The following is a 22,439-nucleotide window of genomic DNA, read 5'->3' as shown; positions in this document are numbered from 1 at the left end:
GTCCCAATCTGAACGATGGCAGCGTGCACCCACCGCGACGCGTAACAAAGTAGTCGTTGCGCCAGATCCTGACTGCGGAAAAGGTCCATGCTCTCATTGCTTTCAAAATTGGAGGGATGCCGTGACTACTTCAAGGCTGACTATGCGCGCCGTGCAACAAGGCGAATGGGGAACGCTCGACAGTGTACGGGTGCTCGATGTGCCTCAACCCGAACTGCTACCGACCGAGGTATTGGTTCGGGTTAAGGCGGTCGGTGTGAATCCTATCGACTACCATACGGCTGTCGGCAGGGGATACATGAATGCGTTGAAGCTCCCGCATATTCCGGGCTGGGACATCGCCGGGATTGTAGAGGAGGTCGGTTTTGGGACGAACCGGTTCAAGGTGGGAGATGAAGTTTTCGGATTTCCCCATTTCCCGCGCGCTGCCGGCGGTTATGCCGAATACGTAACGGCACCTGCACGCCAACTGGCGCTGAAACCCGCGACGATTAGCTTTGAGCAGGGCGCTGCAGTGGCGCTGGCAGGCCTCACTGCCTGGCAAATGCTCGTTGACGTCGCAAAGGTTGGAGCGGGCACAAAGGTTTTGATCAACGGCGCGGCGGGTGGCGTCGGTCATTTTGCCGTGCAGATCGCGAAGGCTCGGGGAGCGTTCGTCATTGCGGTCGCGAGAAAAGAGAAACACGCCTTCGTTCAAACGCTGGGGGCGGATCGCGTGATCGATTACACGACGACGTCCGTCACCGATGAAGTCAACGATGCCGATGTGGTCATCGAGCTCGCTGGGGGCGACACGACGCTGCAGATGCTCAGGGCTTTACGCAAGGGTGGGCTGCTGATCAGTGCCCGCAAACTTCCTGATACTGCTGTGATCCGGACCGAGGCATCGAATTTGGGAGTCAAAGGGACCTGGTTCGTTGCCGAGCCAGATTATGTCGCTCTCGAAGGACTGGCGGAGCTGATTGAGCGCGGAGCCCTCAAAATCGAAGTGTCTTCAATCCTCCCTCTCGAACGGGCAGTGGAAGCGCTGAAGAGAATCCCGGAAGGTCATGCTGTGGGCAAAACCGTCTTGAAGGTCAATTGATGGTGGGCTTTCGAGGCCTTGTTTAAGCGGGCAGAGGGGCGCGTGTCCCACTTGAGTGCGTGACTATTTACCGAAAATGATCTCGTCCCAATCTCGTAGCCTGACGGATGTGGCAGAAACGAGGAAGCATCGACGGTCGTTCTACGGATGGTACGTTGTTCTTGCCGCCTTCGTCGTCACCCTCATCGGATTCGGAAGCGCCTATACGTTTGGGGCTTTCGTGGGCTCACTGGAGCATGATTTTCGGGCGTCGCGCGGCTCTGTGTCCATCGTGTTTTCACTTGCCGGATTTCTTTACTTTGCATTGGGTGCATTCAGTGGCCCGCTCGCTGACCGGTGGGGCGCCAGGCGGCTTGCCGTACTCGGGATGCTGGTGACGGGAGCAGGATTAATCGCGGCAGGCTTCGCGTCGAGCCTGACCGGGGTTTATTTCTCGTATGGTCTAGGTATCGGCCTGGGCGTGGGACTGTCTTACGTTCCCGTACTGGGTGCGGTCCAGCGATGGTTCATACGGCGCAGAGGACTTGCGTCTGGCCTCGCAGTCAGTGGGATCGGCATCGGTACGCTTGTCATGCCACCGCTGGCTTCATTCCTTGTGGCGGCTACAGGTTGGCGGCACGCGTATCTTGTGCTGGGACTGCTTGCTGCGAGCGTGGGATGTGGGTTTGCCTTACTGATTGCGAACGACCCGTATGAAAAAGGCCAATCGCCTGATGGCGATGCCGTCATGGATTCAGCAAAGCTCCCACAGGCACAGGGCGTGTCTATCAAGGTAGCGGTCACGTCCCGGCGGTTCATCTGTCTGTATGCTGCCTGCCTGATCGGCTCTTTTGGATTATTCATCCCGTTCGTTCACCTCGTACCCTACGCACAGGACCACGGGATCACGCCCGCGAATGCGGTACTGCTGCTCGGCATGATAGGGATTGGCAGCACCGCAGGCCGCTTCGTGCTGGGAGGACTCGCCGACCGGATGGAACGCGTGATAGCGGTGTTGGCGATGTTCGTGGGAATTGCGCTATCCATGATCATCTGGTTTGCCTCCACCGGCTTTATCATGCTTGCAGTGTTCGCTTCTGTTTTCGGCATCTTTTATGGCGGATTCGTTGCTCTTCTTCCTGCGTTAGTTATGGACGATTTTGGTGGCAAGAATGTCGGCGGGCTCATAGGTATCCTCTACACCAGCGTTGCATTCGGCACTCTGGTCGGGCCAAGCCTTGCGGGTTTCGCCTTTGATATGCGGCACAGCTACAGCCTGTCTATCGTCGCAAGCGCGATGGCTAGCCTCGTCGCGGCATGCATTCTTGTGTGCGCTTCCCGTGCCAGGGTGCCAGTGCAGAATAACGATCTCGCATAACCAGAATGGCTGGACCGACCGTCAATAGTTGTACCCTTGTCGCGCAACCAGCCGCCCCTTGCCATCGCGCTTCTGCCACACCATCAGTTCGTCGAGATCAACCTCGACGAAGCGTCCGTTAAGTCGCTCGGTAGCGGAAAAGTGTTCACGAACAACCGCGCTCTGGCCGCTTACAGTTGTCACTGCGTGTATCAGGTCAATCCGTTTGTAGACAACGTGTCCGCTCGTTATGTTGCCAACGAAGGTCTCCTGGTTTTGTACGCTTCCGTCTGGATGCCCATAAGTCAGCGTAGCTAGAGTCAAATCTTCCAGCGCCTGCGCGTCCCCGTTGATCATCGCTGTGTTTAGATGATGAACAGCATCGTTCACTTCGTAGTCGCCGGAAGCTTGCGCCGACAAACTACAAAGGGAAACCATCGCAGCAACGACGAGGATCAGTTTTTTCATGATGTCCAGCTACGGCACTGCACCCGGCCACGAGGATAAACACGCGGATTATCGGCGGTCTCAGATCGAAGGTAATCGTGTCGCAACACAAGCTGGATTATAGATGTGCACTACGAGATATCAAGCACGGTCTGTTGTATGCGCTGCGCAAAAAGTTGTGGCGCCGACGTGAGCGAGTGTACGGAAAAAATCGTCGTGCGAGAGCTGGCCAGAGCCTGGACGAACTGGCTAGAGGGTGTTAGGCACTTTTTGTCGGACCTCGTATCCTGGTGGGATGAAAAAACGCAGGCCTTACCCAACGGATGTATCGGATGAAGAGTGGTACTTCGCCGCTCCGTACCTGACCTTGATGAACAAGGACGCACCGCAGCGCCGCTACGAACTGGGTGAGATGTTCAACGCGCTTCGCTGGATCGTACGCGCGGGCGCACCTGGCGTTTGTTGCCCAATGACTTTCCACCGTGGGAACTGGTCTACCAGCAGACGCAACGCTGGATTCAGGCCGGCTGTTTCGAGGCCATGGTGAATGACCTGCGTTCGATCATCCGGATCGCCCAGGAGCGTCGTGGTCAACCCAGCGCGGTCATTCTCGATGGGCGGACCCTGCAGTCGACCTGCGAGAGTGGACCTCGCGCCGGTTACGACGGCTACAAACGCAAACGTGGCAGCAAGGTCCACATGGCGGTTGATACGTTGGGGCAATTGCTTGCTGTGCATGTTACGCCGGCCAACGAACAGGAACGTGCGCAGGTCGGAGAACTGGCGCGTCAGGTTCAGCAGGCCACGGGCCAGACGGTCAAGGTGGCGTTCGCCGATCAGGGATATACCGGCGAAGAGCCTGCGCAGGCAGCACTCGACGAAGGAATCGAGCTTCAGGTAATCAAGCTGTCGGAGGCGAAAAAGGGCTTCGTGCTGTTGCCGCGCCGCTGGGTGGTCGAGCGCAGCTTCGGCTGGCTCAACCGCTTCCGCCGGCTGGCCAGAGACTACGAGCGATTGCCCGAAACCTTGGCTGGTTTGCACTTCGTCGTATTCTCCGTGCTTATGCTTGTCCACTTTGCAGCCCTTAACAAAAGTGCCTAACACCCTCTAGAAGCTGGATGAAATTCCAGTTCGCACCAGCGCACCTGCTCATGCGAGACGCCGGAATCTTTTAGGTTGGCGCCGCGCATTTTTCGGCATCATTCGAACGACGGACATCCCATAGCAATGTTCTTGGATTGCGACTATCATCTTCCATGACACAGGAACCCCGCGAATCAGATAGGGCTCCGACCAGTTTGGCTTCTACCGAAGTCGCACAATATGTGCGCAGGAGGACGCGATGTTTTCAGTCCTTTTCGAAGTGCGGCCACGAGGTGGGCGAGTATCGTCGATGAATATGCCGTTAATGAGGCGATGTATCATCTAACGGCAGCAATGATGGCGGGCGACCCGAGTAGGATGCGTGAGTTGACAAACGATAGTCTGTCTTAGGGCCAGTCAGACGGCACCATACAAATCCAAGCAGCCTCTGTCGACAGCATCGCCAGAGGACGGACTCGCTGTCGACGGATCGACCCGACGCATACGGCAACCACCGCGACGGGTGACAACGCAATCCTCCGAGGACACTTCTCTGTGACGACAGAGCTGGAAGGGGAGGTCTGAATAATCCGCTTTTTGCGTTGGACTTCTAACCGAACACCTGAGGTGAAGATCGCGTCGTCATCCGCACGTTGCTGAATCACTACCAGTCGCATCTTTGCTGGCCGGCGCTATGCTCATGCGGCGCACTTTCTTCCTTTATCGCGCCGCTTCACAGCATCTTGCGCGCCATCCACAGGTCGGCCGGGGCGAACTGCGTTGCGATGTGCGTCGTGTTCTTTGCCAGCCTCCGATATCGCGCCTTCACATCCAAACTGGCATTTCAGTACGCGAAACGGGTGCTCCGCCTTCGCTCTCACGCCCGCCTTGAGCCGCTCGATCTTGTTGTAGATCCTGTCCAGCCGCTTTCTCTTGTCCAGCTTGTTTCGCTTGCTCGGTCTCATCGCGGCGTATCGCTGGACCGCACCCGTTTCGCCTCGCTTCTCGATGCCCACATAGCCGGTATCGGCAAACGCAACCTGCTCTTTGCCATGCAAGAGTTCATGCGCCACCGTGATGTCATGAACGTTCGCCGGCGTGCACTTCACGGTGTGCACCAGCCCCGACTCCACATCGACCGCGATACGTGCCTTCATGCCGAAGTACCAACTGCCGCCTTTTTGCGTCTGGCGGTCAGGTAACGATCACCGACGGCTTGCGTAGCAGATTTGAAGAGATGGGTCTTGCCTGAGCCCAAGTCGCCAAGCTGGACGATATTGCGAATTGAGGCGAGGGATGCAAAGCCCGTCGACACAGCCGGCGAGTTCCGGTTCACCGATGGGAAGACTTGCAGAACCTGACGATCATTCACGACTGGACAGTATGCCGATTCCAATGACTCGCGCGCTCGCCGTCGAACACGACCTGAATTGCTGGCAAAACATACGCAGCGCTACCGCTTTCTCGGGAGCGTCATTATGGCAAACCCCGTCGATAGGGCGAGAGGGCGGGCGGGTTTGTTGCGCCGCCTCGCAATCCTGGCCATTGGGTGACCCGGGGTACGTCCGGCATCGAGTTTCGCCGATAGGGATTCGAGCCGTTGACGAAGTTCTACGGTCGTCGTCGCCGCGCGGTCCAGTTCCTCGGTTTGCACCTGGAGGGTTCGTTCAAGCTCGCTGCACCGGCTAGTCCACGATGCTAGCCGCGTCTTCGCGCCCGCAAGCTCGTCCCGAAGTGCATCGCGCTCCTGCCGATGCGCCGTCTCCAGCGCTCCGATGCGGTCATTTGCCAGCTGCAGCTCCTTGCGGGCACGCGAAGCGGTCGTGCGCTCCGCGTCGATTTCGAGCAGGGCGCGACGCTCGGCAGCGGCAAGACGCTGTTCGTTCTGAGCAAGCGAATCTCGCAATTTTTCGAGCTCGACCGCGAAGTCGCGGCGTGCATCACCCAGGGCAGCGGTAGCGGTACTTGCGTCGCTGCGGGCAGCCGCAAGCTGCTCACGCAAAGCGGCGTTAGCTGCCCGCTGCCCGGCTAGTTGCGACTCTAGAGCACCTACCTGTATACGCAGTTCATCCGATCTCGCGTTGGCTTCACGTTGGGCTGTCTCGGCGGCTTCGACTCGAGCTTCTGCTTCACGAGCCCGCAGTTGCGCCGCTTCGACAATTGCCTGCGCATCGGCGCGAAACGCCGCAAACGAACCGTCGGCTGCATCTAGCGAAAGTCGCCACAGGCGGGCGGCGAGTTCACCCGCCAATGCGGCGACATCTGCCGGAAGGTCCGGTTGCCCCACGTCGACGCGGCTCTTTTCGCGCATCTCGCTCCAGAAGTCGCGCAATGCTCTGGCCGGCGCGCTCATGCTGCCTTTACGCACCAGCTGATAGAGCTTGTTCGCGGTCGGCGTTTCGCCGTAGCGGAAGAACATCAGGCCGCAGACTTCGCGGTACACCGCCTGGGTATCGGAAACACGTTCCCGCAGGGCTTCAATGTCGTTTTCGAGGCTCATATGATCGGCCCGGCGGCTCATGCCAGAAAATGTGTTGATAATACAACGTAATACAATAAATTCACAACGCAACTATACGATACACGACATTATTCCTATAATGTCGTGTATCGTATAGTTGGCGTTTCGCCAGAAAAATCCAGTTTTTCCGGAGCCTCCGACCGTGTCTGATACGCCGATCGCCACCATCCAGCCTGTTGAAACACTCGTTGTGCCGGACATGCTCGACGGCCGCGACGGCACCAACCGTGGTTCGGTCGAACACTCACAGCTGTCCGCGCGTAACGATCTGGACGCCATTCGAGCATGGCTCTCGAACTTTGCCGACACGAAGATCACCTTCGATAACTACCGCAAGGAAGCTGAGCGACTCCTGCTCTGGGCCGTTGTCCAGCTCGGCAAGCCGCTGTCGTCGCTGACGCACGAAGATCTGCTGCTGTTCAAGACGTTTCTGGTCGATCCGCAGCCGGCGGCCCGATGGGTGTCGTCGACGGGCGGCAAGTATCCGCGCGGCGACGAACGCTGGCGTCCGTTCAACGGCCCGCTGTCGCCAGCGAGCCAGCGTCAGGCGCTGATCATCCTCAACGCGATGTTTACGTGGCTGGTGAATGCCGGCTACCTACGCGGCAACCCGATGGCGCTCCTGCGTCAGCGCGCCAAGCGGTCGGCGCCGCGTGTCACGCGTTACCTTTCAGTGTCGCTTTGGGATGAGGTCAAGGAATTCGTCCAGCAGCTGCCGCAGGAAACGGAGGCACAACGGGCCTACTACGCCCGTTGCCGCTGGCTAACGACGCTGTTCTATCTGCAGGGCATGCGGATTTCCGAAGTGGCGGGTGGTCAGATGGGGAGCTTTTTCCGCCGGCTCGGCCCGGACGGTCGGGATCAGTGGTGGCTGGAGACGCTGGGAAAGGGCGACAAGGAGCGGATTGTTCCCGTTTCAATCGAGCTCATTCAGGAACTGCGCAGCTATCGGACGTCACATGGCCTGTCTGCCCTGCCCGTCCGGTCCGAGGACACGCCGCTGATCATCCCTTTCAAGGGCAGGAAGCGCTGTCTTTCGCGCTCTGCAGTGCATGACGCCATCAAAGGCGTGTTCAGCGGCGCTGCGCTCTGGTTAAGGTCGAGAGGTCCGGAGTTCGCGGATCGCGCAGACGAGCTGGAGCGCGCTTCTGCACACTGGCTACGCCACACCGCAGGCTCACATCAGGCCGATGGCGGCGTGGACTTGCGGACGATCCGCGACAATCTGGGGCATGTCTCTCTGAACACGACGAGCCTATACCTGCACACCGAGGATGATGAACGTCACCGGGAGACGGTCGATCGACATCGGATGAACTGGAGCGACACTGATGAGAAGCGGGAGCCCTGAACACCGTGATAGCCGGTTCACGGTCTGTCCGCGCCTTGAAAGGCGCGGAACATCAGCGGATGTGCTGCACGGCCATGATATATGGCGTGGTCCGCTGATGGCGCTTCCACCCCTCGCTGGGCGCACTGGAGGCAACGGGCAACGCGAGAGACAAACTTGCAGCATGCGCCATTGCAAGACTGCTGCTCCCCTGTTGGGAGGAGTCCAGCTGGACTTTACGACTTTGGCGCCCCGGCGGACAGGTCTAGAACAACGAGGTCAATCATTGAGCGCCGCTCCTCCGGGATCTGGCTGGTCAACGTCGTGTGCATGTCGTCAGCCGAGTTTGGCGCTTTAATTCCTGTCGGGGGTTGCTGTAACCGCCTGCCGGTTTTGGAAGGCACGTCGCCGAACCACAGCACGCAATACACGCCGCGCCCCTCCGAGCGCCAATCGATAAGATAGTTGCGACCCAGCTGATCACCGGCCGCCCGCCAAACTTCTGAGTGCCATTGGCCTTTCACTTCCATCGGAATCTGAAGCGTTCCGTAAGCGAAGGCCAGGTCGGCTCGCTTCGTCTTCGGCATATCAGCCTCGGTAATGCGATGCACGCCGTACTTGTCCAGCTCCGGGCCGATTATCGCTGCAAGGCGATCCCGGCAGCGGTTTTCGTCGCGTGGCACGCCGGCATCGGTCCAAAAGTCGCGGATTTGATCAATGTCATCGCCTATCAGTTTGGCTTGCGCCACACCAAGTTCTTCTAACACAAGCGCCTTGAGGTCATCTGTGTTCGCAGGCGAGCCATCCTTTAGCAGGCGAGCCAGATCGGAAGGAGCCAGAGGTGAAAACTCCGCTTCCGCTCGCTTCTGAACCTGCGCCGCCGCCATGTGCTGGATAAACTGCGTGTAGCTATCCGGCTCTGCCGCACTCAGCTCACGAATCGCCTCTGCGGCCTCAGGGCCTGTATCGCTAGCAATTCGATTGATGACCGCCGTCAGGAAGTCGGTCGCATCATAGTCATTCTTGGTACCTGTGCCACTACCAACCAAAATGGCGTAGGGCCAGCATCTCCTGAATTCTGTGACAGCCCACGCTGCCTGTGCGGCTGAGAGCCGAATCAGCGCCCCATGACGCTCGGGCTGGAAGATATCACGCAGACACCATATGAACTCGGGACGTTCAGCGCCAATTCCATCCAGATGCGGTAGCGTACGTTCAAACCGCACCAACACATCGATCGCCAGCCACATCAGCAGATCGTCTTCGTCTTCGAAAATGACCGAATCGCGGGCGGTCGCTACCGACTCGAGTGCTTCGAACGCATTCGCACGAATCAGGCATTCAACGAGGCTAACTTCTGCTCGCTTGCAAAGCTTGTTTATTCGAGTGAGCCACTCTTCGGCTAGCGTTGCACCCACCTTTCGCCATGTTTGGTCATGAACCAACCTGTACAGCCCAGGGACATTCGAAACACCCTTCTCAAGCGAAGGTTCAATCCAGGCCCTGGCAAAGGTAAGGCGGTCATGCTCCGAGACAATAACGCTTTGCTCAAGCGAGTCACCCAGTCGTTCCACGTCCTCGTCACCGCTCAAACCTCGGTTGTTCAGGCAGAGCAACAGCGCTGTGCGCCGCACCTCGAGCGGTACGTCGCGGATGCCTGCGCCTGACCGGTACCGGGCCAGCAATCCCGCCATGATGGGATACGAATAGTGCCAGATCATATCGTCAGCGAATCCAGCCGCGACGTCATCAGCGGACGGGAGGTCCAAGCGGTAAAGTACTGCATCCAGCGCCGTCAGGATATCCCCTGCGAGTTCGGCGCCCAGCCAATATAAAATCCTTTCGACAGGTTGGATTGGTTGCATCGGGGTTGGCTCATCGACCGTTCTGAAACGTTGAGAGATTACCTTCTAGTATGTACGTGGAATGACGGCTGCCAGTGGCAGCTATCGTTCTCAGTGATGCATGATCCCGACAGGCGAACGCGGGCGGCATGAAGACGCTACGCAGGCTATCGGAAGGCGGCAGAGGACATATGGCAAACTGCGGAGTTAGCGAATTGCTGCTGCCTTAGCGGCATCGATGGCCTCGCGCAGGACGCCCTCCGGATCATCCGTCAGCATATTGGGCTGGTATCGAACACTGCTGACGTCTTCGATACCGATGAAGTCGAGCCAATCGTTAAAAAAGGTTGAATGATGGTCGGTTCCAAAACTCTTTGGCATGCCTCGCGCATAGATACCGCTCGAATAAATCGCCGTCGCACGCTTATTCTTGAGTAGGCCGAAGGCACCTTTCGTCGGTTCGAATCCGAAGGTCAGCCCAGGCTGGCTGATGATGTCGATGTAGAGCTTCAGGCGGTACGGAATTCCGTTGTTCCACATCGGCACCGTGAACAGGAAATCATCTGCGTTCTTAAAATGGCTGGTGATTTCGACAATCTCGTCCCACGCGGTCTTTTGAGCGCCATTCATCGCATCGTCGCCGAAAAAACTGAGTTTTGCGGCTGCGCGATCGCCGTCAAATTCCGGCAATGCTGCCTGCCACAGGTCCAGCTCTTCGATTTCTGCGTGCGGATGCTTTTCGCGATACGCATCGAGAAAAGCTGCCGCTACTTTTGCCGTGCGAGCGCGGTCGCCACGCGGAGATCCTTTCACATAAAGCAACTTCATGATTCCCTTCTTTCAATGATGAAAAATAACGGCGCTATCTTCAGACCTGCCTAGCATTTAATCGCTATTTCGCCGTCCTTAGCCTCGTCGAGGCATAGCGAATTCTTGCGTAGGTTTGTGATGCAACTCATCCAGTTTTCGGTAAACTACTTGCCATTTGCATCTGTACGGGGCGTCGCTATCACCATCGTTGTGACACCCAGGCACGATGATTACTATCGGCCTGGTGGGCACCAAATCGGCTACTGATTGCCCTCACTACCGAAAGAGCCATAAGGCATCAAAATCAGTTAACCTTAAAAACCTGAGCGGCTTGTCGATAACACACATGTCACCCACCACTTTGGAGAGTGTATTCATGGCCAAGTACCACCGATCGAGGAGCGAAGAGCCGCGAGGCGAACGGTTGAGGCTCGCAAGCACCCGTCGTGTTGATCCCCAATCTGCGTACGCGCCGCTGGCTCCCTCCTTCATCGGGGTTTTCAGCTGCTAGAAACGAGCCGAAAGGACGGGATCCCTTCTGCATGCCTATTGCTCGCGGCGCACGTTTCTCACACACGAATATTGAGCGCCCGAGCGCCTATGCATTGCCTTGGAAGCAAGACGTCTTATGCCTTTGTCTCAATCAATACGTATGCGTGTTACGTTCGCCAAGCAAACCTTCTGTGGCGCGATCGTACGCAGCGGGATCGCCAAGCGCATTTGACACAACCAGAGCGCCGACGAGGGTTGTCAGAAACTGCGTCGCCGCGTTGTCCGACAATCCTTCTTTGACGAGCTTGTTGATGGCCATCGTGAAATAGCATTTCACTTCTGCGGCGACCTCTGCAGGCAAATCAAGCGCAGCCGCGCCAAGCACAGTCGCAGGACACATACGGTCTTCTGAGAACAAAGTCCCTCTGAAAACCTCGATCCATACACGAATCGGATCAGGGTCGAGCTCGAACTGCTGGTCAATAACTTCTGCGACGTGATCGGTGTACCGTCGAATAACGGCAGCCGCCAGGTTCTCTTTCGTGGGAAAGTGGTAATGAACACTCGAACTCTTGATACCAACGTCCGCCGCAATCTCGCGGAAACTGAACCCGGCGAGCCCTCCAATCCGCATCCGCCGCTCAGCGGCGTCCATGATCGCCACACCAATATCACTCATGGAAATCTCCCAGTGATCTATCGTTAGATAGAAAAGTTACGCTTTCAGTCCGAAAACTCAATAGGTATCGCCAATACCATACCAGCGGGAAACACGTGAACTCCGCCCGGCGCGATGCCGGACAGAGTACGCAGGCATTGAACTACCACTCGAATCGAGTTAGGCCAGCAGTTCTGCCTCGCGTGTTTCTTCGTACGTCGGGAAGTCGGTATAGCCGTGGCCATCACCGCCGTAGAACGTGCTCCGATCGTAGTGAGTCAGCGGGAGGTCGTTCTCGATCCGGTACGGGAGATCCGGGTTCGATGTAAAGTGGCGCCCGATGGCGATGAGGTTTGCGAGACCGCTGTTGACAGCGTCTTCGGCAGTTGCCGGGGTGAAACCGCCTGCGGCGATGATCGGCCCGTGGAAGATTTGCCCGAGCTCGCTCGCGGCAACGGCGTCCTGATTTTCGTCAACCGTGTCGGCGCCACTGACGCGCGGCTCGATGACGTGAAGATAAGCGATACCGTGGTCGTTCAACCGTTCTGCGAGGTGACGGAAGAGCGCACGAGGATCGCTATCGCCCATGCCGTTGAACGTGCTGCTCGGCGAAACGCGAACGCCGACGCGGTCGGCGCCCCACACGGTCGAAACAGCTCCGATGATTTCGATCAGGAAGCGTTCACGGTTTTCGATCGAACCGCCATAGATGTCGGTGCGCTTGTTGCTCCCGTCCTGCAGGAACTGTTCGACCAGGTGGCCCTGACCTGCGATAAGCTCGACACCGTCGAAGCCCGCCCGCTTGGCCCTCTCAGCTGCGACACGGAACCGCTCAACAACACCAGCAACCTCGCGGGTTTCGAGCGCCCGGTGCGCCGACGGACGCACCAGGCCGTCCGGTGTCGTCACAACGACCGTTTCGTCTTCCAGGAAAGTCTCGTTCACAGATGCTGTGATCGGCGTGACCTGCCCGATCGCGGTGCTCGTGGCACGGCCCGCGTGGTCCAACTGAAGGAGGATCAGGCCGCCCTTTGCGTGCACGGCATCTGTGATCTGCTTCCAGCGCGCGACGTGCTCTTCAGTGTAGATGCCGGGGGCCGCGTGATACGGGCGCCCTTCAGAGGTGATTGCGGTGGCCTCGGCGATGAGCAGACCACCACTGGAGGCGCGCTGGCTGTAATAGTCGCGCATCAGATCGCTCGGATTCGCACTGGGCCACTGGGCGCGCAGTCGGCTCAATGCCGGTAACACGATGCGATGCTTCAGATCAAACGCGCCAATCTTGGCTGCCGTGAACAACGTCTTTTGTGCCTTCGTCTTCGAGACCATCTTCAACTCTCCTTTTCAGATTGTGAGAACTATCTATCGATAGATTTGATGTGTGAAAGATAGTCCTCGTCGGTCTGTCCGTCTAGAAGGTCTCTTTGGGTAACTGCTTCCCGCAGATGAGGAGAATGGGAATCGAACGTTGTCGGTGGCTCAATGCCCATTTGGCGTTCATGCGTAAGCCAGATCCCTATACTGTACGGATAAACAGGTACAATCTCCTTCGGGTGATCTGGCGCATCGGCCAGCGAGCGAAGGAAAGCGTGTGATGACGTTTCAGCGGTGTCTATTCGAGGAAGGACCACTCTCGGTCGTGCAGGACGACGAGGGCGGCGTCCGGTATCTGCCGGGGGCCGTCAACGCCAGTCTTGCGGAGCATTGGTTTAAGCTACTGATTCACAACGCGCAGTGGGCCACCTACCGCCGAATGATGTACGAGCGTGAGGTGGCGGTCCCGCGACTGACCGCCGGGTACTGGGATGATGGGAAGTCCGAGTTACCCGAACCACTTGTCGAGGCGTTTGCACAAATGCGCTCTCTGGTCGGCGCACCGTTTAACAGCGTCGGCTTGAACCTTTACCGTGGCGAAAATGACAGCGTCGCACCACATGGCGACAAGGTGGAGAAACTCGCTGTGGGCCAGCCGATTGCCGTTCTGTCGCTCGGCGCGACCCGCCGCATGTCAATCCGGTCAAGGCATGGTCCGGGCCGAGTCGCGCACATCGACCTCGAGGCAGGGAGCGTTTCGGTGATGAGTTACGAATCGCAACTGACTCACGAACACGGGATACCGAAAATGACGGCCCGCTGTGGTCCTCGCATCAGCCTGGCATTTGGCTGCTTTGATTTTTGATCCTCAAGCGTGAGCTCGAGCTTCATCTCAAAATTCTGCCCTCTTACTTTCCCGACCAACCTTGTGTCCGGGCACGCGCGCCAGAGACAATCGCACCAGCCCTCCCGGAATGGTGGAGCGGCCCGATCTGCTCGCAATCCTGGAATGTTGTCGAACTCCAGATGACAATTCGATGATGGTCGGCTCTCCGTAACGACGTGTACGTTGAAAGGTACCACGACGCATGTGACGAGCATTTTTCCCGCGCCCCATTCCAGAGAAATCGCGTTGTTCACTTCACACGCGGAGTATTCCGTTAACCAGGTCACAAGTAGACGCTGCAGCTTGAGCTGGTCCACTGGCAACACCACCCTAGAATAGAATAATGCCATTTGCTCAGAACTCCGTGCCTAGAAGACGCACCGCTGTCGGATGAGATTACTGGAGATTGATATTGCAATTTGCAAAGCATCCAGAACGGCCTTGGAAATCCGCGTCAGGCAGGTCGAATGACGGCAGGATTTTCGAGGCGTATAGTTGTACCGTAGGATGAACCAGGGGATACGCCAGATTGAATCACTGGGTCTCGAAGGGTTGCGAAATGACCTTCGGTGAAAAAAATGCCATCTTGGAGGCAGTGTGGTTCAGTCAACGACAGACGCAACCTCAGACAAACCAGTCGGATGGCGATCAGGGCGTAAGCTCGGATGCTGCTATGTTGCGCGGGCGCACCGTTTCTATAATGCTGGATTCGAATATCGTCGCAGTGTCCCTACCCTCCATTGCTCGGGATTTGCGCGGTGAACTTACCGACGTAGAGTGGGTTGTCAGCGCTTACATCACAGGTTCGGGCGCAGGATTACTCAACAGCGAAACGACAAAGGCTCAGATAAGTGCCGTTCCGCCGGAGCGCGGTGGCATGGCGGCTGGTATCGCGGGCGCGACACGCTTTGTAGGGATTATTGTCGGTTTGGCAGGGTTCGGCGCCTTACTGGCGGCGTCGGCCGAAACCGCGCTCATCCGGTCCGACACAGCACTGTTCCGGAACAATTTAAACGTCGATTGGCATTCGGCGAGCCTGCGGATCGTCGGTGGCGACCCGCAAGGAGGTCTGTCTATCCTGCCGGCTGCGGTTCGAGCCGCTGTCCAGGGTACCGTACGTCATAGCGCCGCACAAGGTTTTGCCGCAGCACTTATCGCCGGTGCTGCCGTCGCCGTGGTATCGGCTGCATTGAGCTGGACGCTCCTACGACGGTCCACGGACTAACACGACGTCGACGACGATTTCCCGGAAACCGGGATCGCAACTGCAGCCCCGCTCACGGCCTGCTGCAAAAAACCAGAGAGACAGATTAATGGCTTGCGTTAAAAATCATTGATCATGGGCCCAGAGCCTCGTAACGAGGCCACGTTGCAAAGTCGCCGGTTTCCGGATCGGCAAGAGCCTCGCCACATCAGCCACCGAGCCCGCCATCTATCCGGAAGGTGGATCCCGTTACCATTGCACTTGCGTCCGCTGCGAGGTAAAGCGCCGCTTGCGCAATTTCCTCAGGCGTCATGTGACGCCCCAAAGGAATCAATGCGTCGAACGCTTTCGCAGCTTCTTCTCGCGACTGACCCGTGACACGTGTTTCGATGGAGTCCTGAAACGCTGTAGACGTCGGACCGGGGTGTAGCGTGTTCACCCGGATCCGCCTCGCCGCGAACTCCTTTGCGGCGCTGCGCATCAGCCCAACCTGACCGTGCTTCGCCGCGACGTAGCCGGAGACACCCTCAAATCCAATCAGCCCTACAAGGCTGGACATCAGGATGATGCTTCCTCCCGCGCGCACGTGCACGCCGGCATGCTTGAGGATATGAAAGCCACCCAGAATGTGAACCGCTAACGTGCGCGCGAACTCCTCGGACGGATAATCGGCGATCGATGCGACGGCTCCGGTGATTCCCGCGTTACTGACTACGACATCGTAGCCACCTAGTCGCGCTACACCAGTGGCGATTGAGTCCCGTACAGCATCTTCGTTACTGACATCGGCAACGGTGGCGATCACCCGTTCCTCACCGATTTCTTCGATGGCAGCAGACAGTCTCGTCCGGTCCAGTCCGAGCAGGTGTACCTTCGCGCCTTCTGCGACGAAGAGCCTGACGATCGCGAGCCCGATGCCGCTCTCGCCACCGGTGACGAGAGCCGTTTTTCCTTCAAGTGTTCCCACGCTGATCCTCCGATTCGTCCAATCTACTCGGGCTATATTCAGTCGGAGAGTGTTCGACCTGTTCTTCGCTGCAATACCGGGTACCGCGCATAGCATGGTATGAACGCCCCTCCGACGCGATGGCCGTTCTCTCGGTGATTAGCAGACCGTCGTCTGGTACGCGCTGTACCTGGTAGGCGCGCATCAGTTCGCTGGTGTTCGCACCAGGCCAATGGACGCGCGGTCGGCTAAGGACGGGCAAAACTATCAGATGCTTGCGATCGATGCACTTATCTTGATTGCCGTGAACAGTGTCTTTCGAGTCTTCGACGGCACGCACAATCTCCATTTCACATTGTGTTATCTATCGACGCGCCGTGCAAGCGCGAGACTTTACGCAAAGACAGTCAACCAGTCTGGAGGATACTCATTTTCCATCAATTCAGTTTATCAATTTTTCTGTCGCCGGGCCAACATTTACGATTAAGGGAGATTTAACTGCTTTCTGTAAGGTCTGGCGCCTGCGACGGACGAAGAACACGTTCTCGACGAGCACAAACGGCTCAAGGCGGCTGACGTCAGGTCTGCTGTAAGCGTTCGAACGGTGACGACCAAAAAACGACATTAAATCCCCGCTCGTCGCGATACCATTCGCGTGGCGAAGAAAAAGCGGAATTACAACCATGGAATGGCTGGGTACGGGGTTTTGGCACGGGCCGACGGTAATCGGAGGCTATGAGAGCAGGCCTGAGCGCGAGCAGGCTGTCTTCCGATCGACGCTTGGGAGCGCTGTATTTCTGATCTATCTCGGCTACGCGGTCGGCAATATGGACGAAAAAACGCGCGTCACCTTGCTGATGATCGCGCTTTACGTCGCTTTCGGATTGGCGACGTGGGTTGCTGTATCACTCCACCCATCCCTTTCCACGACCCGCCTGACGATTACGACAATCATCGATCAGGGGATGGCTGCGGTTGCGCTCGCGTTAGGTGGTCGAGCCGCGCTGCCCTTACTCTTCATAGTTTTCTGGTTTCTGGTGGGCACAGGCTGTCGATACGGCAAGCGGCCCCTAATATTGTCGTGTTCGATCGCCTTCATCGGGTTTGCATGCCTGATGATCTGGCAGCCGTGGTGGGTCGCCAATCGGCAGGTTGGTGTAGGTCTTTTGCTCTCGGTAGTCGCCACCTCGTTCTACCTATATGTGCTGGTCAATAAGCTTGAGCGCCGGGCCGCCACGGATCCTTTGACCGGGTTGCTGAACAGGTCCAGCTTTGAGCATCTCGTTGAGCGCACCCAATCCAATCTTCAAAACGGCGAGCAGACGGCCGTTCTGCTGATCGATCTCGATGGTTTCAAAAACGTGAACGACTCGTTAGGTCATCGAGCTGGCGATACGCTGCTCCAAAGCTTTGCAAGCAAACTGCCGGGCGCGTGTCGTCGCGGCGATGTGATTGCACGATTGGGCGGTGATGAATTCGCCGTGTTTGCACGTAACCTGTGCGGCCTGGACGAACTCCATGCTGTCGCCAATCGGATTCATCAGGCGACCGATTGCATTGGACCCACCGACTGGTCTTTAGATGTCTCGGCAAGCATCGGGATTTGTCCAGTTCCCGGTAGCACCGGTGCGACCAGGCATCGCGTCCCGGTCTCGGCGATGTTGCATAGCGCGGACCGCGCTATGTACCAGGCTAAGGCGAATGGAGGCGCGCAGACCGTATTTTCGTATGAGACGTAGCTGCTGGAGGCGCGCGCTGTAGGACGGCTGGCAGTCGCGGGTGACAGACAGAAGAAAGTCTTTGTGTGCATCCTCAACGATCCGGTCAAGTGTGATCTGACCACGGTTTAGGGGACGCTGCGACGGTCTCCATGCAGTGAACGGCCTTCGGTGGTTCAGCAAAGAATCCGCCGACGAGTCGCCGCCATTCACGGAAGTCTTCTGATTCGCGGAAATGGACCGTGTGATTTTCCAGCGTCTCCCACACGACGTGTAATTGATACGCATCCGGGTCTTCAATCGTTTTCAGCAGTCTCAAACCTCGAAAGCCCTTTGCCCGCCGAAACAAATCAACTGCCTTTGTCACGCCGGCTTCAAAGCCTGGTCCGGAACCTGGCTTAAGCCTGAACTGGGCAACCTCAAGAATCATGCTTTTACCCCGTTTGTGCGAATTTCCGCCTGATGGCTTGTTTTTCGCGCCGCGTGCATTGACCTGGCTCGTGACGGCGTCGCACATACTTTCCTCGCTATCATCTCGCCAATCGGTATCGACGATGTCGCGGCAGGAGACGGCGCATTGCATACATGTAGCATTCTGGGTGTTTCCAGAAACAGGAAGTCATGAATCATCGAGCCGTTCGCGGCGACCGCCTGCGCCCGGATCCCAGGTTCCATTGGCATTAGATCGGCTTCCCTCAGGCTGGGACAATACTTCCGGCATTCTTCGAGATAGCCCCGACGGAAAATCGAGTTCCGTGCCTCGCGCAGGCCGTGATTCAGGTTCGCGCGCATGGTGCGCCAGAACCCAGGAAAACGCGCGAATTCGGCCACGTCAGCCGCACTGAACGAAAACTTGCCGTAGCCTTCGCGCGAGAAGCCGAGGACTGCGTTGGGACCAACCGTGACTGAACCATCGATCATTCGGGTAAGATGGACGCCCAGGAACGGCAGCGACGGATCGGGAACCGGGTAAATGAGATGCTTCACGATATCGCGTTTGCTTTCCGGAAGCCGGAAATATTCCCCGCGAAACGGGATAATCTGGTGCCCGGTACGTAGACCCGCCAGCCGTGCAATGCGGTCCGATTGCAACCCGGCGCAGACGACAATTTTTCTAGCGCACCACTTCCCGTCTTCCGTGTCCACTATCACGCAGTCGGATTCCTCCGCGATGCCCACAACCTTGCTGCCCAAGGCGATCTGTGCTCCCTTCGAGACGATCACTTTTGCCATGGCATCGCAGATATCCAGATAGTCAACGACTGCCGTTTCTCTTACGAACAGCGCAGCGGAGCCGACAATGTTTGGTTCCCGTTCCCGCAAGGCATCAAAATTGAGGCGTTCGATTCCAATGCCATTTTCCACCGCGCGGCTCGCCAATGCGTCGAGACGCGTCATTTCAAGCGCGTTCGTCGCAACAACGAGCTTTCCGCAGTTTTCATATCGGATGCCATGCTCGTCGCAGAAGGCCTTGGTCTCTGTCACCCCGCGACGGCATAGTTCGGCTTTCAGGCTCCCGGGCGCATAGTAGATGCCCGCGTGAATCACCCCGCTGTTGTGCCCGGTTTGGTGCATCCCCAACCGCTGCTCCTTCTCCAGCAAGACAAGAGAGGCATCCGGGTCGGCTTCGAGCAGTTTCATGGCAGTGGCAAGTCCAACAATGCCACCGCCAATGATGCAATAGTCGTAAATCATATGAGCGCGGTATCAGTTGACGTCATGGAGTCAGCACAATGCGACCGGCCGCCCGGCCTTCAGCCAGCTCGACGAGCACATCGTTCACTTCAGTGATTGAGCGACTAACGATTGGCACGGGTTCTACCTTTCCATTCTGCAGCAACGCCACAAGCTCCTTCAGCTCCTGCAGAGTACCGACGTTCGAACCTTGTATCGTGATGTTGCGCATTGCAAGCATCGAAATGGAAACAGCAATTTCGCCGCCGAACAGACCGACGACAATCATGTGTCCACCACGTCCCAGCAGATTGAGCGCCAATTGACCTGTGCTCTGAGTGCCGACAAAGTCCATAACGGCCCGTGGCGCCCCACCGCAAATCCGACGAACGTCCTCGAAGCACTTCGTCTCATTCTCGTTGCTCACCGTAGCTTGCGCGCCCGCCTTCATCGCGCTGTCGCGTTTCGCTTCGGAAAGATCTGCAACGACAATCTTCGCCGGGGTCAGATTTGACAGAAGGCTCACAGCTGCCAGCCCAACCCCCCCCGCACCAATCACCAGCACATGGTCGTCAGCTGTCAGATCCGGCAACTTGCGAATCGCGCTGTAGGCTGTGAGGCCTGAGCAGGCCGCGATTGCAGCAATCTTGGGATCAAGAGCACCATAACCGACGACATATTCCGCATCGGGAACCACCACGTAATCACTGTAACCACCGTTCTTGCGCGTCCCGATCGTACGCGGCGTCTCGCACATCAACTCGTTGCCGTGCCGGCAGGCGTCGCATTGCCCACAGCCAATCCACGGGAACACCACCCCCGCCCGCCCAATGGTTGAGGAATCCGCTGCCGGCCCGACCGCCACGACTTCCCCAGCGACCTCGTGCCCCATCGTGAGTGGCAGCGTGGCTCCCCGATCAATCAATGAAATCCGCCTACCGCCACCGAGGTCATAGAAACCCGACCAAAGATGCAGATCCGAATGGCAAACGCCGCACGCCTGCACCTTTACAAGCACTTCACGGCCTTGCAGCTGCGGCATCGGATAACTTCGCTTTTCCAACGGTTCTGCAAAGCGGGTGATTTGATAGCTGTTCATATGGATATATTGAGAGTTCCTTTAGCTCTAGAGAGGGGCTAGTGCAGGAAACCGGTGGAAAGCCACGGCACCGCCGCGATGATCGCCACGCCCAATGCCAGCACGACGATGAACCCAAGCATCGGCCTCATGGCTGCGTTCGGGTCCACACCAGCAATTGCACACGTGGTGTAGTAGCCAATGCCAAAGGGTGGCACGAAATAACCGATACCCATCGAAAGAATAATGACCATCGAGTAGTGCACCTCGTTGATGGACAGACCCTTTGCGATCGGCAGCAGCAGCGGAGCAAGAAGCGCGATCGCGGGTATCCCCTCAAGCACGCTGCCTATGACGACGAAGACCGCAATACTGACGATCCAGAACGTGATCGCGCCTCCAGGTAGATGAAGAAGTGCCGATGCGAGGTCCTGTGAGAAGCCCGATTGTGTCAGCGCCCACGACATCGAGGTCGCCGTTCCGACGATGAACAGGATTGCGCCCGCGAGGGAAGTTGTTCGTACAAGCATCTTGCCCACAGTGGACCAGCTCATGCCACCGCCAAGCACTGCACTATAGACGATCGCGTAGAAGATACCGATGGTCGAGACTTCCGTCGCTGTTGCGACGCCTTCCACAACCGCAGACTTGATGAGAAAAGGCAGCACCAGCGCGGGCAGCGCCGTCATCAGCTTGGTCATTGCGTCACGAACGCTCGACCTGCTTCCTCCAGTCGCTTCGCTCCTGCGCTTGCGCCACCAGACGTACCAACAGAGGAGCAGGCCCATCACGGCACCCGGCAGCATTCCACCTGTGAACAACGCGGAAGTCGATACGCCCGCAGCTGAGCTGATTGCGATGAGCGCGAGGCTTGGCGGGATGGTTTCCGTCTGAGCGCCCGTTGCAGACAGTAGCGCCGCGACCTCGCCATCGCTCTCGCCTCGGCGGCGCATCTCGGGAACCAACGCAGGTGCAATGGCGGCAATGTCTGCACTCTTCGAGCCGGAAATACCCGACACCGTGTACATGGCTCCGACCAGAACATACGAAAGTCCATCCTTGCGATGACTAACCACCGACGCAAAAAACTCCACGATGCGCCGCGCCATACCTGTGGCTTCCATCAGAAAACCAAGGAAAATGAACAGCGGAATGGCGAGCAGAATCTGATGCGACATGCCTTCGTCAAGACGTCCCATGAGTACCATGAGCGGCACAGGTGTCGTGAGCTGCAGGTACGCCACCGTCGCAAGACCAAAGCAAAATGCTATTGGAATGCCGCTAAACACACCCATTGATACGAAACCTACAAAGAAGATCGCGAGATTCCACTTGCCAAACTCCGCAAAGAGTGGCATCCCCAGATGCAGCCCATAAGCCACTGTTACAGACAAACCCACGGCCCAGCACACGGAAACGAAATGTCGATGCCGGATGAGCTCGAGCAGGCCGAACGCCCACATGAGTGCAAGGCCGACGGGCAACGCGGCTGCTCGCCATGCACCTGATATCTCCAGAGCAGGCATCGTCATGAAAGACTGGGCAGCTGCATAGTCGTAGGCTGACTGAACAATGAGCGACAGAAATACCATGGGCAGAACCACTGCCATTACATCGAGAAAGCGCCGGGTTCGTTCGCTCGTACGTGTACTAAGCGATGTCATACGCATGTGCTCTCCACGCCGGAACGCGATGCATGCGCCAAATACAGCGAGCCAGATGAACAGGATCGACGAAAGTTCGTCCGACCACACAAGCGGTTTGTCGAAAACGTAGCGAGCAAGCACGCCAGCGGCCAGCAGGATGACCTCAACTACCAGCAATACACCTGCCCCAACGTACAGCAGCGTCTCCAGGACGCCTTCACATTTGCCGGCTGTCGAACTCGCCTCGGCATGGAAAACACGTAGGGTGTGAGCCATTGGAACACCTCATGTCACGTTCGAGTACGGGATGCGCAAGCAGTCCGCGAAGTGCGTGGTCATACACACACTTCCTCAGCGGGCTGCGGTTG

General features: G+C 57.6%; 17 protein-coding genes and 2 pseudogenes. 7 read left to right on the top strand and 12 right to left on the bottom strand.

Annotation, left to right across the window (positions count from 1 at the left end):
• Nucleotides 1–121 precede the first annotated feature (121 nt).
• The gene (locus tag B0G81_RS11320; protein ID WP_243856427.1) at nucleotides 122–1,084 is read left to right on the top strand and encodes an NADP-dependent oxidoreductase; all 963 of its coding nucleotides are present in this window, start codon (nucleotides 122–124) and stop codon (nucleotides 1,082–1,084) included.
• A gap of 76 nt (nucleotides 1,085–1,160) precedes the next feature.
• Nucleotides 1,161–2,441 (top strand): MFS transporter, encoded by a 1,281-nt coding sequence (locus B0G81_RS11315; protein WP_134143077.1) that lies wholly within the window; start codon nucleotides 1,161–1,163, stop codon nucleotides 2,439–2,441.
• A 21-nt stretch (nucleotides 2,442–2,462) separates the two neighbouring features.
• Here B0G81_RS11315 and B0G81_RS11310 read toward each other — a convergent pair whose 3' ends face one another.
• Nucleotides 2,463–2,888 (bottom strand): nuclear transport factor 2 family protein, encoded by a 426-nt coding sequence (locus B0G81_RS11310; protein ID WP_134135381.1) that lies wholly within the window; start codon nucleotides 2,886–2,888, stop codon nucleotides 2,463–2,465.
• 274 nt (nucleotides 2,889–3,162) lie between these two features.
• On the opposite strand from B0G81_RS11310, the pseudogene B0G81_RS11305 reads away from it, so the two are divergent.
• Nucleotides 3,163–3,968 (top strand): annotated as a pseudogene (locus B0G81_RS11305) (IS5 family transposase).
• A 715-nt stretch (nucleotides 3,969–4,683) separates the two neighbouring features.
• Here the strand turns inward: B0G81_RS11305 and B0G81_RS11300 are convergent.
• Nucleotides 4,684–5,143 (bottom strand): annotated as a pseudogene (locus B0G81_RS11300) (transposase); the annotation flags it as partial.
• A 260-nt stretch (nucleotides 5,144–5,403) separates the two neighbouring features.
• The gene (locus B0G81_RS11295) at nucleotides 5,404–6,450 is read right to left on the bottom strand and encodes a DNA-binding protein (protein WP_166678964.1); all 1,047 of its coding nucleotides are present in this window, start codon (nucleotides 6,448–6,450) and stop codon (nucleotides 5,404–5,406) included.
• A gap of 220 nt (nucleotides 6,451–6,670) precedes the next feature.
• Here B0G81_RS11295 and B0G81_RS11290 point away from each other — a divergent pair, with 220 nt between their 5' ends.
• Entirely contained in the window at nucleotides 6,671–7,822 is a 1,152-nt protein-coding gene (locus tag B0G81_RS11290) for a tyrosine-type recombinase/integrase (protein ID WP_134143076.1), read from the top strand.
• Nucleotides 7,823–8,037: 215 nt separating this feature from the next.
• On the opposite strand, the gene B0G81_RS11285 is transcribed toward B0G81_RS11290, so the two are convergent.
• From B0G81_RS11285 to B0G81_RS11270, 4 genes are all read right to left on the bottom strand, one after another.
• Entirely contained in the window at nucleotides 8,038–9,666 is a 1,629-nt protein-coding gene (locus B0G81_RS11285; protein WP_134135375.1) for a hypothetical protein, read from the bottom strand.
• Between the two features lie 186 nt (nucleotides 9,667–9,852).
• Entirely contained in the window at nucleotides 9,853–10,473 is a 621-nt protein-coding gene (locus B0G81_RS11280) for an NAD(P)H-dependent oxidoreductase (RefSeq protein WP_134135371.1), read from the bottom strand.
• A gap of 625 nt (nucleotides 10,474–11,098) precedes the next feature.
• Nucleotides 11,099–11,626 carry a TetR/AcrR family transcriptional regulator gene (locus B0G81_RS11275; RefSeq protein WP_208328526.1) on the bottom strand — a complete coding sequence of 176 codons (528 nt, stop codon included), beginning with the start codon at nucleotides 11,624–11,626 and terminating at the stop codon, nucleotides 11,099–11,101.
• Nucleotides 11,627–11,785: 159 nt separating this feature from the next.
• A complete protein-coding gene (locus B0G81_RS11270; RefSeq protein WP_134135367.1) occupies nucleotides 11,786–12,934 on the bottom strand; it encodes an alkene reductase in 1,149 nt (382 codons plus the stop codon).
• A 265-nt stretch (nucleotides 12,935–13,199) separates the two neighbouring features.
• Between B0G81_RS11270 and B0G81_RS11265 the strand changes: the two genes are divergently transcribed.
• Both B0G81_RS11265 and B0G81_RS11260 read left to right on the top strand, forming a co-directional pair.
• On the top strand, nucleotides 13,200–13,784 hold the full coding sequence (locus B0G81_RS11265) for an alpha-ketoglutarate-dependent dioxygenase AlkB (protein ID WP_134143074.1): 585 nt from the start codon (nucleotides 13,200–13,202) through the stop codon (nucleotides 13,782–13,784).
• Nucleotides 13,785–14,364: 580 nt separating this feature from the next.
• Nucleotides 14,365–15,030 carry an MFS transporter gene (locus B0G81_RS11260; RefSeq protein ID WP_166678963.1) on the top strand — a complete coding sequence of 222 codons (666 nt, stop codon included), beginning with the start codon at nucleotides 14,365–14,367 and terminating at the stop codon, nucleotides 15,028–15,030.
• Between the two features lie 187 nt (nucleotides 15,031–15,217).
• Here the strand turns inward: B0G81_RS11260 and B0G81_RS11255 are convergent, their stop codons facing one another.
• The gene (locus B0G81_RS11255; protein ID WP_134135359.1) at nucleotides 15,218–15,976 is read right to left on the bottom strand and encodes an SDR family NAD(P)-dependent oxidoreductase; all 759 of its coding nucleotides are present in this window, start codon (nucleotides 15,974–15,976) and stop codon (nucleotides 15,218–15,220) included.
• Nucleotides 15,977–16,638: 662 nt separating this feature from the next.
• On the opposite strand from B0G81_RS11255, the gene B0G81_RS11250 reads away from it, so the two are divergent.
• Nucleotides 16,639–17,694 carry a GGDEF domain-containing protein gene (locus B0G81_RS11250; protein ID WP_134135357.1) on the top strand — a complete coding sequence of 352 codons (1,056 nt, stop codon included), beginning with the start codon at nucleotides 16,639–16,641 and terminating at the stop codon, nucleotides 17,692–17,694.
• Nucleotides 17,695–17,779: 85 nt separating this feature from the next.
• Here the strand turns inward: B0G81_RS11250 and B0G81_RS11245 are convergent, their stop codons facing one another.
• The 4 genes from B0G81_RS11245 to B0G81_RS11230 are packed head-to-tail and all read right to left on the bottom strand — an operon-like array spanning nucleotide 17,780 to nucleotide 22,347.
• Nucleotides 17,780–18,103 (bottom strand): antibiotic biosynthesis monooxygenase, encoded by a 324-nt coding sequence (locus B0G81_RS11245; RefSeq protein ID WP_134135355.1) that lies wholly within the window; start codon nucleotides 18,101–18,103, stop codon nucleotides 17,780–17,782.
• Complete coding sequence (gene lhgO, locus B0G81_RS11240) at nucleotides 18,100–19,368, bottom strand: L-2-hydroxyglutarate oxidase (RefSeq protein ID WP_134135353.1); 1,269 nt, start codon at nucleotides 19,366–19,368, stop codon at nucleotides 18,100–18,102. The genes B0G81_RS11245 and lhgO overlap by 4 nt, the downstream gene beginning before the upstream one ends.
• A 22-nt stretch (nucleotides 19,369–19,390) precedes the next feature.
• Nucleotides 19,391–20,446: an alcohol dehydrogenase gene (locus B0G81_RS11235; protein ID WP_134135349.1), complete on the bottom strand. Its 1,056-nt coding sequence runs from the start codon at nucleotides 20,444–20,446 to the stop codon at nucleotides 19,391–19,393.
• Nucleotides 20,447–20,484: 38 nt separating this feature from the next.
• Nucleotides 20,485–22,347, bottom strand: a complete 1,863-nt coding sequence (locus B0G81_RS11230) for a TRAP transporter large permease subunit (RefSeq protein WP_134135346.1) — start codon at nucleotides 22,345–22,347, stop codon at nucleotides 20,485–20,487.
• Nucleotides 22,348–22,439: the final 92 nt, after the last annotated feature.

The organism is Paraburkholderia sp. BL6665CI2N2 (genome assembly GCF_004366535.1).
Classification (GTDB): domain Bacteria; phylum Pseudomonadota; class Gammaproteobacteria; order Burkholderiales; family Burkholderiaceae; genus Paraburkholderia.
This window is presented reverse-complemented; position numbering and strand designations above follow the sequence as displayed.